This is a genomic window from Lentisphaera marina (genome assembly GCF_028745505.1).
GTDB classification, from domain to species: Bacteria; Verrucomicrobiota; Lentisphaeria; order Lentisphaerales; family Lentisphaeraceae; genus Lentisphaera; species Lentisphaera marina.
Map to the genome: position 1 here is coordinate 1,684,889 of NZ_JAQZZL010000001.1, position 18,150 is coordinate 1,703,038.

9 protein-coding genes are annotated in these 18,150 nt (G+C 43.7%); all 9 read right to left on the reverse strand.

All coding sequences use genetic code 11. The features are described 5' to 3' along the window. Positions 1 to 6 precede the first annotated feature (6 nt). The 9 genes from PQO01_RS06935 to PQO01_RS06975 all read right to left on the reverse strand — a co-directional run bounded on the left by PQO01_RS06935 (position 7) and on the right by PQO01_RS06975 (position 17,651). Complete coding sequence (locus tag PQO01_RS06935; RefSeq protein WP_274313301.1) at positions 7 to 1,371, reverse strand: alpha/beta hydrolase; 1,365 nt, start codon at positions 1,369 to 1,371, stop codon at positions 7 to 9. 344 nt (positions 1,372 to 1,715) lie between these two features. Further along, on the reverse strand, positions 1,716 to 2,003 hold the full coding sequence (locus PQO01_RS06940) for a type II secretion system protein (RefSeq protein ID WP_274313302.1): 288 nt from the start codon (positions 2,001 to 2,003) through the stop codon (positions 1,716 to 1,718). 34 nt (positions 2,004 to 2,037) lie between these two features. Further along, positions 2,038 to 6,093, reverse strand: coding sequence for a LamG domain-containing protein (locus PQO01_RS06945; RefSeq protein WP_274313303.1), 4,056 nt, complete (start codon positions 6,091 to 6,093; stop codon positions 2,038 to 2,040). Between the two features lie 64 nt (positions 6,094 to 6,157). Next, the gene (locus PQO01_RS06950; RefSeq protein WP_274313304.1) at positions 6,158 to 10,849 is read right to left on the reverse strand and encodes a chitobiase/beta-hexosaminidase C-terminal domain-containing protein; all 4,692 of its coding nucleotides are present in this window, start codon (positions 10,847 to 10,849) and stop codon (positions 6,158 to 6,160) included. Positions 10,850 to 11,259: 410 nt separating this feature from the next. Then, a complete protein-coding gene (locus PQO01_RS06955; RefSeq protein ID WP_274313305.1) occupies positions 11,260 to 13,164 on the reverse strand; it encodes a sulfatase-like hydrolase/transferase in 1,905 nt (634 codons plus the stop codon). A gap of 22 nt (positions 13,165 to 13,186) precedes the next feature. Further along, entirely contained in the window at positions 13,187 to 13,759 is a 573-nt protein-coding gene (locus tag PQO01_RS06960; RefSeq protein WP_274313306.1) for an alpha/beta hydrolase, read from the reverse strand. Between the two features lie 3 nt (positions 13,760 to 13,762). Next, on the reverse strand, positions 13,763 to 14,791 hold the full coding sequence (locus PQO01_RS06965) for a substrate-binding domain-containing protein (protein WP_274313307.1): 1,029 nt from the start codon (positions 14,789 to 14,791) through the stop codon (positions 13,763 to 13,765). A 119-nt stretch (positions 14,792 to 14,910) separates the two neighbouring features. After that, positions 14,911 to 16,599, reverse strand: coding sequence for a glycoside hydrolase family 31 protein (locus PQO01_RS06970; RefSeq protein WP_274313308.1), 1,689 nt, complete (start codon positions 16,597 to 16,599; stop codon positions 14,911 to 14,913). Next, positions 16,596 to 17,651: a Gfo/Idh/MocA family protein gene (locus tag PQO01_RS06975; protein WP_274313309.1), complete on the reverse strand. Its 1,056-nt coding sequence runs from the start codon at positions 17,649 to 17,651 to the stop codon at positions 16,596 to 16,598. Before PQO01_RS06975 ends, PQO01_RS06970 begins: the two co-directional genes overlap by 4 nt. Positions 17,652 to 18,150 lie beyond the last annotated feature (499 nt).

Below are 18,150 nucleotides of genomic sequence, written 5' to 3' on the forward strand. Positions count from 1 at the left end.
GATTGATTAGAAGGGGGAATTATAGAATTTCAGATCTTTGATCTCGGCTTTTAAGCCTTTGCCAATAATCAGTGTGTTTGAAATGAATCCTAGGGGAAGATTTTTTTCATATTCTAGTGTTTGGCCGTTCAAAGTAATGACAACTTTATCTTTAAAAACGGCTAATTGGTAGTCATTCCATTGCTTTGCAATGAGCTTAAAATCATTGTTTCTTTGACGGAATCGGCAGCTGGATAAGTCGTGCCCATTATTATGTACGTTGTGATTAAGCCCAAAGCTACCTGCGAGTTGCAAGAGACTACCATTAAATTTCTTTTCGGGTTTAATTTTTAGGCTTAAGGTAAATTGCCCAGGAAAGTCAGCCACTTGTGTAAACTCCTGTCCTGCTTTGACTTGTTTTGATTCTAAAATAATTCTTTTATCAGAGTTAGAATAATTTGGCATCTTTATAGTCGCAGGACCCTTTAAAAATTTGTGTTTTACCGCAAATGCATCAATATCTAAAAGGCATTGAGTAGTTTCTTCTAAAGTTGCACTATAGTTGTACACGATAAAGGCGTGACGAGCTCCTTTATAGAGTTTGAATTCTGACGAATATCCTTTGCTATACAAGGCATTATGGAATTCTCTTGCCATTTTTTCAACAACAATAAAGTCTTGGTCGCCGTGAAGAATGAGAGCGGGTATGGGCTGCGTCGGGATGTTGAAGACGGGAGAAGCTTGTTTAGCCTTGCTAATCGGATCATTACAGGGTTTTACATTACTGATCCAGGGTTCATAAGTTAAGTCAGTAATGCCATTGCAATCAACAAGTGCATTGGCTCGAGCTTCTGCTTTGACAATTGTAGCCATACATGAAGCTAGGTGACCTCCGGCCGAATCGCCAATGACAATGAGACCTTTGGGGTCAATTCCATAAGAACTGGCGTTTTTGCGAATATGAAGCATAGCTTTTTCACAATCGGAAATCAGCTCAGTTAATGAGGGACCAGCAATATATTCTTGGAGCTTTTTCTGCTCATTAATTTTATTTTCGTCATCACTTAATTTTTTATTCCAACGGTAATTTTTTGTCTTTAGCAAGCGGTAATTGATGCTGAAACAGACTGCACCCCTAGATGAAAAATAGCGCATGTGGGGGATGAAATTTTCTGGTTCTCCCGCTACCCAACCACCACCATGAATAAATACAAATGCGGACCGTTTGTCAGATTCTTGCCAATTGTCAGGCAAGCTGGAAATTAAGCGTAATTGATGTTGTGAATCAATGATTTCACTTTTAATTTCGCGTTTATCATGTTCCGCAAAATAGCGTAAATCATTAGCTTGTAATACTGTTCCAAACATAATTAGAAGTGAAATTATTTTCATGCTTTACCTTTTACTACTGTTTCTTATAATGAGTTCAGATTGAACTTTATGGTATTCTTTCTCTTCAAGTTCTCCGTTAATGTCACGAAGTAATAATTCTATGGCCAAACGACCGAGAGTTCAACTTTGTATTGGTAAACCTGATTCACTGGAGAAAGCATTTCCTCTGGAAAGGTGACAAATTAGGCTGAATGGAATAAGTAAAAGCAAAAAATAGTTCATTTTGATAAAACTCCTCTATGTATGATAAAATGTATTCTATAAAATCAATAAGTCAAATGCAATCCACATATCTTCAAAATCCACACTTGGCACTACGCCATAACTATGATACTTTTTTTGAATCAGTAAAAAGCTATAGCCATTTTATATTCCCTGTCGGAATTGGTTTCATCCGCACCCCCTCCATTCACATAGATGGGGAGGGTGAAGTACATAGCATGAGCTCTCGCATTATTAGCATCACCTGCTTTATACCACGGGAGATACCCCCGCAAATCATTTCCATACATGGCCACTGCAAGACCAAGCTGCTTATGATTACTCATACTCCCGACCTGCTCAGCCTTGGCTTTTTTAAGGCTAGGCAAAAGCATGGTTGCGAGAATAGAGATGATAGCAATAACCACCAATAAGGCTGCAAGGATAAAAACTTATGATGGTATTTTATTTTCGACTAAGCTCACTTCTATCTCCTGGTGAATTACCCAGACGCAATTCATCAACCTGGTCTCCAATAGTAATGGTGTAACGACCATTGCCACCAGTTATCTTCGGTAGTTCATCCCCTTGCTTGTGGGCGTAGATGAGGGTTCTGAATTTCGCGGTCTTGGCGGCATTCTTAAACTTAAGATTATAGGGCATCTTCTTAGTATTAAGATCCATCTTCGCACGATCAACATCTTGTGTCGGTAGCGAATGCTCTATAACAAAGGAACCCTCTCCCTCATTGCCAAACATATGAACGAAGAGACGTTGGCTTGGATCTTTGGGGTCCACCAGAATGGCGGTATTAGCCGTGATCGTGTGATCTCCCAAATTCTGTTTGAAGTCATCAGGGAGCGCACCATTCCAGACATATTCCCGCTGCTTATCATCCTTTTTGACATCATCAAGAATAAGGATGTAGGGATGTTTCCCTCGCGCAAATTTGGCAGTGCGGTAAGCATAATCAAATTCTTTTTTCCCACTGTAGTTCTTTGGGTCAAAGGGAACTTCATTGGGTTCGAGAATTTGGTGCTGGGGGCGATCGCCAAAATACCAATTAACGAGATACTTAAAGGGCATATTAAACCAGGGGCGTGCATCTGGTTTCAATCGCGTGTAGTTAAGGTTGGGCCAGGGGTTATTTGCCTGACGATACGCCGCGGTGAGGTCACTACCCATACTATCAAAGGTAGCATTCTTGTCTTTGGCTACCCCACTATAGTGAAGTGTACGTACAGCAGAGTTATCCTGTCCTTCACCATCTACGGTTACTAAAGAGTTGGCCCGACTGTGGTGATTTGCACGGCTACGAAAGGTAAGCCATTGCCGTCCCAGGCCGTTCACCTGAAAATAACCCCGAATGGGCGCCTGGTGTCCCGCGGTGACCACCCGTGCTACGTAGTAGAGCTGTAGCGCATCGGCTCCCCAACTCGAACGACTGACCATATGACCTCGGGCATCACTAAAATATCCCAGGGGCTCGCCGGTTTCTTTCACTACTTGTTTCAGATGATCCTGCAGATCTGCAGGTCCTTTCCAATCTTGGGTATAGATCGCAGATATCATCCATGATTCTTGAGAAAAAGTTCTCGGCCGCAATGAAATATATTTCTTAGGACCCGAATCAATGACGTGCTTCATAAAATTGAGAATAGGATCATCCGGATAGGCATAATGTAATACATTTATCGCTGCGATAGGCAAGGGATGATTACCGCCATTTTTCTGGTCATACATCACCGTACCTGGATCCCAGGGCAGGGTATTGTGGAAACGGAACTTGGCTATATTATTGTACATTGCCTTACTGGAGATTATTTTCTTTCCCTTGGGCTGCATCATAGATATGACCGACATTTGTGTAGAGGCTATGTTACTCTTACCCATACCTTCGCGATGAACACCCGACTCGGGGTCATTCATCACCTCTGCGCAGAGTTCAACCGCCCGCACCGCCTCTTTATAGGTGGAGGGATCAAAACCATTCTCCCCGTAGATAGATTGAAGTGTAATCACCATGTCCCCGGTAATCCATGGTTGCCAATTTGAGCTATTACATTGCCCGGCAGGCATGGTAAACATGCCTATGGAATAGGAGCCAGCGGTAGCGGTTGCCAACACCTTGCGAATAATCGCCCGTTCTTCAGTTGTCATGAAATTGTAGAGGTAGTCATAGAGAATCGGGGTCATGCGCCGCCCGAGAATACCCTGTGTTTCTTGCCAACTACTAATCTTGCGCGAAATATACCAATCGAAATGCTGTTGTTGCAACGTAGCCGACTCCAACATCCCGTCAATTAGAATACGGGCCATGTCTGTATCGGCCGTTAATAGGGCCTCTAAGGCCAAGGCAATACGGGCCGTTGCAGCCCAATCAACATCGTGCTGGGGGTAGCTTCCATTTTTTAATTGGAAGGGATTTTGACCCGCTGGCGGTTTATCACTTGATGTGGAATTTGGACTATAGTTCTCAAGCTCATGACCAAACATAGTGCGGGCATATATATACATAAATGAACGATTGTTGTTGCCATGCCGGGTTTTACTAAGGGCCTGTCTAATTCGAGGGAGGTCCTCGAGGGTCATATTAAGTCGTGGATGGGTATAGGCGGGTAGGTCTTCGCCGTTAAAGCGCTCTTCTGCAAAGCCCTGCAATTGATATTGAGGGGTTGGCTCTGGGAACCATTTTTTTACAAATGAGTTGGGGTAGGCACGGGTGCTGTAAGGATCCTCCGGCACGCGCATGGTTAAGGAAGGAACGCCGTTCTTATAAATCTGGAGCACCTCTTCATTATTAAGCATCTTATCATAAAGGGCTACTTCATCGATAATGCCCTCGAAGGCGTAGTTATCTCCCGGAATATTAAAAATAAGTTGGGGAACCCCAGTCGCTTCATTCGATAGAGGCTCATAGGCTTTGGTGCCCGCCAGCCAACCATTAACCCAGAGCTTTCGCATCTGACCGGTTGGACCATAACTAATCACAATATGATTCCAGTTACCTTCCAGCTGTATGGGATAGCGAAGGCTCCCAAACATCAAGGTACTGCGATTGGCGATCTTAGAAGTATTATGGCTATTGTCCATGGCCCAATAAGGCTTGCCATTCTCACCCTTCGCTTGAAAGAAAGACGCCCTACGACTATCTCTTTCGGAGGTCGCCCAAAAAGAGATGGTAAATTCATCCGCGAGGGCTTTGAAGGATCCAAAGTCAATAACCCCGCTTTTGTGTTTATCTGGCCTGATGGCCAACCCATTGCCTAGCTTGCCTTCGGGAACAATGGATGCGGCTTCGGACATGGTGACAGAACTTGCCTCAGGCATGGCATCAAAATTCCAGTAGGCTATGGGGTCAATGGACTTCCCCGCTATTTTTGCGATTCGTTCAGAGTGGGAGCCAATCACAAGCCCGTCAAAACGATCGGCGGGCATCTCGTAGAGCTTTGTCGTTTTCGGCCCCTTGTCTGGGGTAAAGACCACGGCATTCACCAGGGCGGTGTCGCTTCCTGAATTATTGGATGTCTTTAAGCGTAACTTGTAAGCCCCCGCCTTATTGGTGGAAAAGCTTGTTAGAGGATCACTCGCATTAGCAAAGCTAGGTTTTGCTCCCGCCGGCTTTTTCACGACCTCCCAGAGGTAAGCTGTCTTTCCTGCAGTTGAGCCTTTTTCTTGATCTGTGTACATTTCCCCACCGGCCATGGTAAAGCGCGCCTTACCATTTTTTAGCCATGCTGTATACCCCATCCCACCATCGGCGATGGGACTTCGCTTCTCAGTAGCATAGTAGCTTAGTTGGCTTAATTCTTTGACCTTCTCAGAAGAAAGCGCGCTGCCGTATATTCGTAACTCATCAAATAAGCCGAAAGATCGGTGGTGATGAGGTCCACCAGAAAAAATCATGGATAATTGTACCGCTGGATTCCAGGTTGATTTTAAGGGTAGAGTTTTGGATTCACCCTGGTAATAACAGCTTATTTCCTTAGCCCCCCATACCACCACTACGTTATTCCATTGGTCTTTTTTCATTGTGGGAAAGACAAAGGGATATAGGTGGGTTGTATCCCCAACTAGGTGGGAGAGAGAAAATCCTCCTTTATTGTGGCCACTCACATCAAGTACACTTTTATCGTCTGAGGTGAATTGTAAAAGCTTATCAATACGGCCCTTGCTTGCATTTGGCTTAATCCATAAGGAGAAAGACCATTGAGTTGGAAGTGATAGTTTTCCTTGGGTTCGTATGTAACCACGTACACCTTCTTTCATGTTGGCCGCACCGCCAAACACACCTCTACCGGGTGCCCATTGCATACCACCCGTACTACCTATCCTTTCCCAAACGACTTCACCGTCATGATTATTGCCCGATGAATCGTATTCTTTTGAACCAAACTCAAAGGGTGAATCAAAGCCCCAGTGGAGAATAGGTTTTACCGGGGCTGTTTCTGCCTGGGCAAATGTTGAACAGTTCAAAGCCATAAAAGTAAGTATGGATAGGCTAGAGGGAATAAATTTCATGTTTCTCCTTTGTAGGTGTTGTACCTAAATTTTCATTTTTATAGTTGATCAGTATTCTATTTCTCTATTTACCAGCTAGAACCTTGATAGCTGTATCGGGCAGGGCAGTGTCGAAGTAGCGCACATCGGCGGCAGCGCCGCTATAGCAATTACCCAACAGGTCTTTAAGCCCTTCAAAATTTAGTCCACCCGTGGTTAGGGTTTCGGTTTTTTCCCGGTTAACCTGGCCAAAAAATTCCATGTAGGTGACAGGAATATCGAGGCCCTTGCCGTAAAGATCGCTGTAAATGCGCTGGCCATCAAGCCAGACCTCGACCTGAGTCTTATTGCCGGGTTTGGCGTCAATAGTCATAGCTAGGTGTTGCCAAATCTCTGCCTTAATCTTGCCCACGGTTATTGGTTGACGGTTTTGGCCGTGATAGTGTACACCAAGCTGGTCGTTCTTGAGATTGAGGGCAATGCCACCGCGTTGGGTATAGACCCAACCAACGTTCTGGCGGTTCCATAACCACTGCATGCCTTTGAGCTCGTTGGGTTTGATCCACATACTTATGGTGCAACTCTTGCTCGTTGGTTTTGCATCGCGCACTAATATCATACTCTTATCACCTGAGAACTGATGGGCTCCTGGACGTTCACCAACTAATGCTTTGGCTCCGAATATTTCACTGGTCAAGCGGGTGTCGACTTTAGTCTGTTTATCAGATACTAACCAAGCCCCCATGGCAAATGATGCTGGCTTACCGGTGACATCGGCCGTAAATGGTTTCTGCTCAAGTTGGGTATCATAGAAAAAATCATTTACCTGAAGCTGAGTGGGTTTTGTGGCCCGTGGAGCCTTAACGAACAATTGAGGCTTGGCGGCAACAAACATTACCGTCAGTTCATGCCAACCTTGTTCTAGCATGACCTTACCCTCGGTGCGACCATTTTTGTTATTGTTACTGGCCACATGCAGGCCGCCGATTTCGAGTTTACTACAACCCTCATAGTTCATGGAGAATTCATAGACACCGTTTTCAGGTGCACGCCACATACCGGTGTAGGTACGTACGATGCCGCCAACCTTGTCGTTGATCATCTCGCTAACCGCCAGCACCTCTTGAGGCTTGGTTTGTTTGAGCATGGCGAAATTATCGACAGTCGAATCGGTGGGGTAGCTAATGATCTGTTTGCCCTGGTTGGATGAACTGAAACCAAGTGCCATCGGAACATTGTGAAGATAGCTACGCCGAATCATGCCGGCCTTGAGTACTGGCAGGAATTCTAAGGCCTTGAGTTTGGCAATCACATGCAGGGGCTTGTCGATAACGGGGCCATTGGCACCACGACGCACCTTCAGGTCGACATTAATGGTCTCATCAAAGACTAGGGGCTTTAAGTAGGTCTGATAGCTCTTGCCGCCATCGAGGCTTACCTGAATCTCTCCATCCCCTTGGTTTTCGATAACAAGTGGCTGACCCAATTCGACATAATTACTGCTTATATTGAAGGCTAGGTCCTTGTCCCGGAAAAGATGAGTCTCATCTAGGCTGACAAAATCAACTTTACCTGGCGCCTTCATCTTGAGATCGAAATCTACCACTGGAACAGTTGCGCTGGTGAAGAAGATTGGGTCGGCAGCGATAGCCTCGAAGCGGTGCAAACCCGCTTTAAGAATAACTCTACCTTCTCGTTCGGTTAGGCGGGTATGGTATGGGCCAGGGATATCGACTAGAACCTTGCCTGCAACCGTGAGTTTAGTTGGGCCACAGGATAACATGCGAAAATCATAGGTACCTGCCACCGGTGCATTCACATAAGCACTGATCACGTAGAGGCCCTGATACATCTTAGACTGCTCGACGGTTTGGGGGATACGTGGTAAGGTCAAATTCTGCTGGTAGCTACGGTAAATGGGTACCAACTTATCAAGATCCTCCGGCATCAGGGGTGATTTGAGATCTATTTTTGAACCGCGCCACATGGTGATTGGCAATTCATAGAGGGCCAGTTCAATACCAGAAGAAACGGTATCTGCTGTAGCAACGGGAGCTGCGGCTGGCACCTTGGTATAGCGGATGCTCAGCGGAGTCGAAGCCTTAGGATCTATTTTGCTAAGCTTCTGTTTGTAGGTTGGCGCTGTGTTCTCGATGAAACCGGTGTTTACCAGTTCCCGATAATTAGCGCTATTAGCATCGCCGAAGGCCCACTCGGGGGCAACGGTGATCGCGCGCACCTCGGTGCTGCGATCTATGGTGATGGGGCCGCTGTAAACAGGTGATTTTGAACTTGGCTCGCTACCGTCAGTGGTGTAATGAATAAGCTGGCCATGGTTAGGAGATTCGAAGGCCACCTCCATGCTGTCGATAAAATCTTTCGCCGGGCTTATGGGGCGGGGCAGGGACGGGGGACCGCCAACGGTTATTATGGTAGAGTCATCGCGAGTAATCGTATAATAGGTTTCTTCACCATGACCACCCATAGGTCGGCGGTCAACATACGCAGATGCAAAATCAATACGATCAGACTGACCAGCTATATCGACACTTAGACTGGTCTTAGTAGCGTTCCATTTGGTGATAGGCAAGGGATCACCATGGCGATGCGGATAGAGCAGGACCTTAAAATCTGGAGCTACACTCATACTTGGGACAACGATGCGTTGGTTGTTTCCGCCCTCACCTTGATCGATATCGAGGCGGATAGTTGGGAAGCCGGCAAAATTACGCTGCAGCACTCGGACTAATATAAGAGGCTCACCCTTCTGTAATTTGGCTCCATCCTTGGATGCGCGACGCAGAATGATCTGCGGGAAGTCCTTATGCAGGTCTTTGGTCTTAGAGACAACCTCGTTCTGTCCGGTCAAAGTCATCAACCAGGTGTAGAGTTGCTTCTGATCATCAACTTGAATGTCATCGACGGTGAGAACATAGGGATGATCACCTCGCACCATGGTCACGCTGCGAAAAGCGCGCTCAACGGGTAGGTTTTCAATACGACGGGTGGGGTGGCGATCTTCACCGTTCCACAGGCCGTAGTTGGTGCTGGCCATACTCCAGAACTCCCGCGAAAAGGGCGTGGCATCGGGCTCAGAGCCGCGCAATCTGCGCGCGTTGTTGCGGGCCCAGGTGTTGAGATAGTTATAGGGGTCTTCCTCGAACATCGGTGAATAGAGAACGTTGTAACGGCCATTCTGTATCCTCCAAGAAAAGGCGTAACTCTGATCGCTACGGGCGCTGGTGGCCATTTTTTTATCAACCGTGGGTAGCCATAGGCCGGGGGCTGTTCCGTACTTCATGCCGCCGCCATTAATGGCAATATAATTTCGCCAGGCTGATTCTTTGTGATATTTATCACCTATGCGGGTCCAGTTTTCACCTTGTCCTGCAAGAGAGAAGGTTCCAGCGTCGGGACCGTCATGACCCGTATCACGCATTTTAGTATAAGATGCATAGGTGAGATGAATGTCGTTTTTGGCATCCCAACCCGAGCGGGTGGCCATGTAACCACGGGTGGGCGATTCGAATGTCAGTGGTCCGTTGTTTTTATTCCAGAGTGCATCGGGATCAATATTTTGATCAACAGCAAAAAGCAACATTGGTAAACCAAGGCTGTTGCGTAGAAGATGGTAGGATTTCTTATTAATTTTGCCTTCTGATAATAATTTCACACCGAATGAATTGACCCATTGAATCTGCCAACGCTGATCATTGGGATAAGCCGCGCGCATCAAATGTGTGAACTCCTGTTGTGGTGGGCCACCTGCGGAATCACCGCGACCATACCAGGTGCCGGTGGGTGTGGCTTGCTGGGCGACAAGTGCCGCGATTTTGGCCTGCAAGTGAGGGTAGGTAAGGAGACTTGGGGAGGTTCGACGTGCGATGGCGTGTAATGATTGTACACCGCCTCCGCCATAGGCCAGGCCGTTGTAGCCAGTGGACTCAAAGTCCCATCCTTTGGGGCCAATCTTATAAGTCTGGAAATCCGTAACAGCCTCGCGGCAGACCTCTAAAATACGTGGGTCGTAACCTTCTTCACCTTCGATAGCCAACACATCGTTGACCATTTTCTGTGAAAACTGTGGCCAGTTCCAGGTGCGCCACGAACGAGGCAGTTCCATGCCATGATTATAACGACCAGCGGTAGCCTGGGCGATCACCGCGCGCACGGCATTCCTTTGTTTATCAGTCATAAAATTGTAAGCAAAGTCATAGGCTTGGGCGACCTTGCTCACCTTGTCTCGGGTTCCGCTTATCCACCAGTTATCCCAGTAGGGTTTGGTGGCATCGTTTTCTTTAAAAAGCTCACTGACCTTGTGGGCGTGTTTAAGCAATTCTGCCGCCACCATTTTACCGTATTCGGCATCATCTTTAACCAAGGCGTAGAGAGCGGCGGCATCAATGCGTGCCTTGGAGATAGGTTTCATCTCACCCTTCTTGGTGTCCATAACCATTGGCAGAATGTATTGCTCCCAAAATATTTTACTGAAAGCATTCTTTTCGATATTTTCACGAATGCGAGGAACGTCTTCAGGGCTCATTAACACACGTGGGTGTATGCCTACCTTTGGCACCTTACTCAAGACATCTATTTGATAACCCTTATTCTTATAAACCAACTGTGGCTCAGGCTGGAGGTGGGGCACAGACCTTTTATTTAATACCGATTCCCCATCGGGGAAGCCTTGTACGGGTGGGATATCCTGCGCCGCCGAACAGGAAGTAAGTGAAGACAGCATCAGGCTTAGCATAGATATGGTGGTGATGAGTTTCATGAGTCTCCAGTCTAATTTATTATTTTTTTATCTACAGCAAAAAAGATTCCAGTAGTAGCCCGAAACATTAATGTATTCTATATAGTATTCTATAAGTAAAAAAAGTCAAATGACTTATTTTTTTATCTACAGCAAAAAAGATTCCAGTAGTAGCCCGAAATATTTATGTATTCTATAGTCCAGAAAAGTCAAATGACTTATTTGTCTCCGTCATTAGCTATTACTTTGGCAATGAATGAGATTTACTTGAATAACTGAGTTCTTAAGAAACGGATCAAAGCCCTAATCCATGCTTACAGCATTCATAATATATTCATGCTTACAGCATTATTAGCTAATACTTTTTTACTCTATATTGTCGCCGGATTAATAGTGACTCCTCGCCGGATTAATAGGCGCGCCATGGTAGCTTAGGGTCTTGAATCTCTTTTAGATATTGCTTCGGCTTCGAGACGCTGGTATTTATTTTGTGCCCAGTTGGAATCATAGGGAAGTCCGTTGTTTTTGAAAATGAGTGAGCGCATGTCTTGTTCATAATGACAGTCTGTATCCTTTGCTTTGAGTTCATCAATAAATTGCTTGCCAATTTTGAGCCAGTCTATGGCGTTGAGTAGAGTAAGACGAGCATAACTTTTCTGATCAAAGAGGGTTCGCAAGCATGGATAGGCTTCTTCGCTATGGCCATTTTTTATGAGCGCGTAATCCGCAAAAATGCGCACCTCGTGAGACTCGTCGGAAAGGCAGTGTTTAAGTTTGCTTATGGATGGCTTACTTAAGTTGTTTAAACGGCAGAAAGCCGTAGCCGCCCAATAGCGAATCCCTAGATCTTGGGAGTTTAACATATTACAGAGCTGTACTTGATCTGAGTTTTTTGCGCTGATCGCAAAATCGGCAGCATCTAGCAGTGCGGGCAAATTATAAAGCTCCGGTTTACGGATGAGTTCATAAATCGTCATTTTATATTTTTGCGCTAAACGCAAACGTTCACTTTCGGGAAGTAAGCCTGAATCAAAGATTTCTAGCTGATACTCACGCATGGCTTGCTTGAGCTCTTTAAGTTTTTGACTATAAGGTTCGTCCTTGGCAAGGTTATTAATATTGTCGTAATCCTTGTTGGAGTCATAGAGCTCGTCACTATCTTTGGCGCCAAAGATACGGCCTGTAATGCTATCTGTAAGTCCTTGTTGATGTTGTTCACGCCATTCCTGAGTCGCTTTCATAATATTGGGATACATCAGGTTCTGCCCGGTGGGAACAAAAGGCAGGTAGTTTTTGATGTAAATAAATTCTTTATCTCTAATCATCCTAGCATTATCTATGCGTTCATCAGCACGTTCGCGAAAGGAGAAGTGAAATGAGGCTTCTGGTTCAATTTCTGAGCCTAAAAATATACGCCCCTGAAAATTTGCGGGAATCGCAGATTGACTAATGCTGAGCCAGGTTTTGGGCATATCCACAAAACTTACCAGGCGGTGAATAACGCTCCCGGGCATTTGAGTCGGCCAAAGTTCTTTATATTTTGGCGGAATGCGCAAAATGAGCGGGCAGTGAGTTCCCGAATTATAGATAAAACGTTTGCTGCGGAACATCACACCGCCGTGATCAGAACTATAGATTACAATGGTATTATTCTCCAGGCCATCCTTTTTAAGCTCTTTAAGGATGTTTCCAACCTGGCGATCCATGTCCTCAATGTTATCTAAATAACGAGCATAGTTCTGGCGCATGACTTTAGTATTTGGGTGATATTTGAAGGGAGTGATTTGTTTGGGGTCATGACGGGTTTGATCAATTAAGCCAAAGGCTTGGCTCTCGTGGGAATCGTGAATATTTATTTGGCAAAAGAAAGCTTTACCTTTTGGAGCCTTCTTCCACCCATAGATCTTTTGGGAATCATTTTTGTCATTATCCCAGCAATCAAAATCGTCGCGTCCGCCAATATTGTAATCTGTTTTGAAGTGATTGGAGACGTAATAGCCATTTTTTTTCAAGTGATCGGGGAAATAGCTGATTTGATCGTGTGGGATAGGGTAGTGGCTACGCATGGGCTGAGTTCCCATAGCAACCGCATGAATGCCTGTAATCCATGTAGAGCGTGAAGGGGCACATACCGCCGCATTTGAATAACATTGAGTATAGGTAAAGCCCTCGCCGGCAAGTTTATCTAAATTGGGGGTTGTGGCATTTTTGTTGCCGTAAACTCCTAACCAGTTGGCACTATTATCTTCGCTGACAATCCACAGGATATTAGGCTTTTGTAGAGCCATAGAATTGAATGATAAGCTAAGAAGGATGATGAGCTTGTGCAATTTCATTTTAATTCCCACACTTTAAATTTTATGAAGATGGCATGACTTGGGGACATCTGATGCCTGTTTTAAGCCATTGACTTATAGGCTTCGGGATGATGATTGAAGATACTGGACAGTTCTTTTGCTTTGATAAAACAAAATCGTCTGCCAGAAAGCTAAAGCACAGTGTGATCATGGCCTTTTCACAATCGGAAATTAGCTCAGTTAATGAGGGACCAGCAACAAATTCTTGGAGCTTTTTCTGCTCATTAATTTTATTCTCTTCATCACTTAGTTTTTTATTCCAACGGTAATTTTTTGGCTTGAGTAAACGGTAATTTACACTAAAGCATACGGCACCACGAGATGCAAAGTAACGCATTTGGGGGATGAAATTCTCGGGTTCTCCAGCGACCCAACCACCGCCGTGAATGAAGACAAATGCGGGCCGTTTATCAGATTCTTGCCAATTGTCAGGCAAGCTGGAAATTAAGCGCAATTGATGTTTTGAGTCAATGATTTCATTTTTGATCTCGCGTTTATCATGTTCCGCAAAATAGCGTAAATCATTAGCTTGTACGATGGTTCCAAACATAATTAGAAGCGAAAAAAGGTTCATGTTTTACCGTTTACTACTATTTCTTATAATGAGTTCAGACTGAACTGTATGGTGTTCTTTCTCTTTGAGTTCTCCGTTAATATCACGAAGTAAGACATCGATGGCTAAACGACCGAGATTTCCAAAGTGTTGCTCGATGCTAGTGATATCTAGCTTATGAGCAATTTTGGTGTTGTCGTAGCCCACTAAGGCAATATCACCAGGGATACTCACGCCCTTTTGTAAGCATATTTTTACAAGTTCAATTGCGCACTCATCGGTATCGCAAAAGACGGCATCAATACCATCGAAAACTTTTCTTTTTTTGGCTAATTCTTTGCAGTTCATCATTGGGTAGCTTTTTAGATTGGCTAAGCCCAAAGATTTTTTGTACTGTTCATAACGCTTTTCTGTAAAACTAGGAGTATTAGCAGTACTTTTTGTGACAAAGAGGATGTTTTTATATGAAGATCCTAAGAGGTGAGTCATGACTTCAGAACTACCAGTGTCATTGCGATTAGTCACTAAATTACAGTTTCTATATTGCTGTTTAAAGTCATCTGGAACAACAACAAAGGGGATCTCTTCATCAATCAGGTATTGAACGCCCGGAGATACTTTGCCATCGTTCCAACTTGGCCAAATCACGAAACCGTCGACTTTTTGCTTCTCCAAGAGTTGCTTGATTTGCGTGACTTCTTTTTTTACATTACCGAGTGTTCCTGCTGATACAGCGACAACTTCATTGAATTTTTCGGCTTCGTGATACATGCCTTCAATTAATTGTTCGTGAAGTGGTGAGCCATATTTTGTATGCAAGACAGCGCCTAAAACATGCGAGCGAGGACGCTTGAGGCGAGTTACACTAATGCCTCGTTTTGGTGAAGTGTTGACGACTTCACGCTTTTTCAGTACGCCAATGGCGCGCTGCATGGTAACTCTAGAGACTTTATAAATATCACACAATCCATCAATTGTGGGGAGGCGCTCTTCATATTTACCTGCTTTTATCTCTTCTTCCATTGTTTGGGCAACTTCTTTATAACCGGGCATAATACGTTATCCTGTTTAATTAAAATACTTATTGTATGTTAATTTATATATTATAGATATTATTTCCACTTGTGAGATCTCGTATTAATTACTTCTAGTAAATGAAAAATCATAAATAATTAGCCGGTTACACTTAAGTCGCGATTTAAGCCGCATTTATGGCTGGAAGTGCAGGTATCTAAGACCACGGAAGCGCGAGCTATATTTTTTAATACAGAGTTTAAAATATTAAATAGTTGCTTGTTTTGTTTTCTTACAAACAGACCAATACCTGGGCAGGGCGTATCTATAATGAACTCTCCCTTTTTCATTTCTTGCCCACTCCATGCATCAATGAACTCGTCGTTGGGAATAATGACCTTGCGCTGATTGATCCCTGGGTCTAAAACTGGGCAGATCATTAGGTCGGGACCCAAAAGGTATTGATTACAAATATTTTTCATACCTGAATTTGGGAAGGCAAATTCCATAGGCTGGATAAGTGGTGCAGAATTATCTTTAGCCATATTAGCAATGTAGTTCTGAAGAGCTTTATGGACCTTGGCGAAGCCCTTAATTGTATTCTCTGTTTCTTTACAGTAATTCCACGGGAAATAACTAAATTGTACAAAGGGCATAAAACAGCTTAATTCGGTCCAGCGAATCATGAGCTCATCTTTAACCAGTGGGTCATCTGAATTCATGGTTTGTACTCGTCCCGGGATCATGTCGGGTATTAGAGCGTCATAGCCACAGAGGGAGAGGTGGAGACTTAAGTTAAGCAGTGCCTTAAGGCCATTATCTTCTCCCCAGTGAGAGTCCTTGCCTCCTAAGCGCCAAATAATATTGCGATTTTGACTCATCCATGCAGCTCTAGATTCACAATTTCCCGGTACAATTTCCTCAAAAATCTCCAGTAATAAATCTGAGTATACAGAAGGATCCATATCCCATTTTGTGATCTCATCTGAGGGCATATACTTGGCGTCACCACCATCTATTTTAAAGCCATCAACACCGAGATCTTTTAATTTATTTAGTTTTGATTTGTACCAACTTTTACCCGAGTATTGAGTTAAATCGACTAAGCCTGCCTTGCCGCCCCACCAGCGAAATTTTGCGGCTTCCTTGCCATTTTTATGGGGTACGAGGGAGAGGCTTTTTTCCAATTCAGAGAAATATTTAGATTCGCAATTTACAAATGGAGTTACCCACAACCAAACTTTGAAACCCATATCATGTAATTGTGTGATCATTGATTTTGGGTCGGGGAAATCATTGCCGAATTCGAGTTCACCAAAGCAGGATTCCCAGCGATCATCTATGATGATGGTTGAGCAGGGGTAATCGTATTTTTGAATGTCCCTGGCCATATTGATAATGCGTTCCTGGTTAATAGCCCGAGGGTATTGAGTCCAGGTGCAAAATAGTGAGTCGCCCCACATATCGTCTTTTATTTTCGGTTTTTGCCAATGGAGAATTGAGGCGAGCTTCTTCCAAAGTTCAGAAAGGTTTTGAGCTTTGAAATAACGAAGTCTGAAGTTTTTTTTACAGGATATATTGAGCGAACGTTCTGCAAGGAAATCGACTTGAATAGCTTGGCAGGTATCTGCTAAAAAAGCTTCTCCATTAGAATTCATCCACAGGGGTGATTGAATATTGTTAACCGCAAAAAAATCATTTTGTATTTCTTTTAATGGCCAGCTTTGCTGATGGTTAAAGCCATGACCATACCACGAATGATTACCTGTGGGTATGGTAATTAACTGACCAGCTTTTATGGATAGGCTATCCTTAAAAGCTGTGTTTATGCCATCTACCTTTATCATGGCATGCAAACCGAATTGCTTATTTTAGCACTACCATTGCCTTGGTCAGCAATAGACATCGCTGCAATTATTTTGAGTCCTGAAACTATGTCCTTAGGTGTTATTTCGTCGGTAAGTTTTTCTTTGCGAATGGCTTTGGCAAAGTTTTTCCATTGATATTGACCACTGCACACGGGGATGAATTCTTCTTCAACTATGGTTCGTCCTTTATCAAAATCCCCCATAATTAAGCCCAGTTCGGCATTCTCCATTCCCTGACTTTGTTTAATCCCAACATTGCGGTATACAGTGCCATTCTCGAAGTTTAAAGACATGCTATTTTTGTAGGCATCACCATCGTTAATGCAGAAGGAAGCAAAAATATTGGCAATAGCACCATTTTTGAACAGGATAGTCAAATTTGCGTTGTCTGCAGTGGGTCTTTTGGTGAATATTTTACTTGATGTCACACTCACACTATCGGCTTCACCAAAAATTTGCACCAAGTCATTGATGAGATAAATTCCCAGCCTGAAAATTGGTGGTACAGGGCATTTCGAGGGATCGTCGTACCACGAACCATCAGCGACTTCACGGTAAGAACACCACACACTCATATTACAGCTGATAGCCCTTCCAAGAGTATGTTTTATTTGCCATTTTTTAATTAAATTTAAATCATGAGGAAGGCATGGAGCCGGTGAATTTAAATGAATGATTCTTCCCATTTCTTGGGCTTTCTCCAAGACTTCCAAAGCAGCTTCACAATCCACTTCAAAGGGTTTTGTGGTCATTACATCTTTGCCTGAGGAAATAATTTTTTTCAAAAAATCAGCACGTCCGCTTGGTCCAGTAAAAAGTCCCACTGCATCTATTTCGGGATCATTAAGAATCTCATTAAAATCGGTGGTCCCAGAAATAATATATTGTTCTTCGACTTGTTTTAAATTATTTGTATCTAAATCACAGACTTTAACTAATTCAAAGTCAGCCGTGCTTTCATCAGTCATTAATTGATCTACAATTTTTTTGCCGAAATTGAGGCCGATAATGGCAATTTTAATTTTGTTCATACTCAACCTTAGATTGTATTTTCACATGTATTACAATTAGTATACTAATGTTTTTCATTAAAATCAAATCCAATCGATTTATTTTTTGTATTTAGCGAAGGACAGCGATTTTTAAAACAACTGCATAAAGAGTAGTACTCAGACTTTTTTAAAGATGATAAATCCATAAAAAGTAAATAGAAACATTAGCCCACTCATGGTACTCAATAAAATTTCATAGTGCTTGAAATTGAAATTATAAAACTGAAAACTAATCGTTTTATATATATCAAGTAATTTCATGCACAGAAAAGAGCTGACGCTGGTACCCATGGCTATTTGTATAGAACAGAATGAAATACCAAAAGACTTATCCCTTTTATCTACGACATGCATAGCTTCGCCTTAATGCCGATTTCTCTCATTGGTGTTTTGTTCATGAATCTATGCTTCACGATCAGCGGGAGCTCGTGGAACTCGCTATGGAACGCTGTGATTACATTCATGCCAGATTCGGGCA

Coding starts and splice junctions, on each gene's coding strand:
- PQO01_RS06935 (WP_274313301.1), bottom strand. CDS start 1,371: ATGAAAATAATTTCACTTCTAATTATGTTTGGAACAGTATTACAAGCT.
- PQO01_RS06945 (WP_274313303.1), bottom strand. CDS start 6,093: ATGAAATTTATTCCCTCTAGCCTATCCATACTTACTTTTATGGCTTTG.
- PQO01_RS06950 (WP_274313304.1), bottom strand. CDS start 10,849: ATGAAACTCATCACCACCATATCTATGCTAAGCCTGATGCTGTCTTCA.
- PQO01_RS06955 (WP_274313305.1), bottom strand. CDS start 13,164: ATGAAATTGCACAAGCTCATCATCCTTCTTAGCTTATCATTCAATTCT.
- PQO01_RS06960 (WP_274313306.1), bottom strand. CDS start 13,759: ATGAACCTTTTTTCGCTTCTAATTATGTTTGGAACCATCGTACAAGCT.
- PQO01_RS06965 (WP_274313307.1), bottom strand. CDS start 14,791: ATGCCCGGTTATAAAGAAGTTGCCCAAACAATGGAAGAAGAGATAAAA.
- PQO01_RS06970 (WP_274313308.1), bottom strand. CDS start 16,599: ATGATAAAGGTAGATGGCATAAACACAGCTTTTAAGGATAGCCTATCC.
- PQO01_RS06975 (WP_274313309.1), bottom strand. CDS start 17,651: ATGAACAAAATTAAAATTGCCATTATCGGCCTCAATTTCGGCAAAAAA.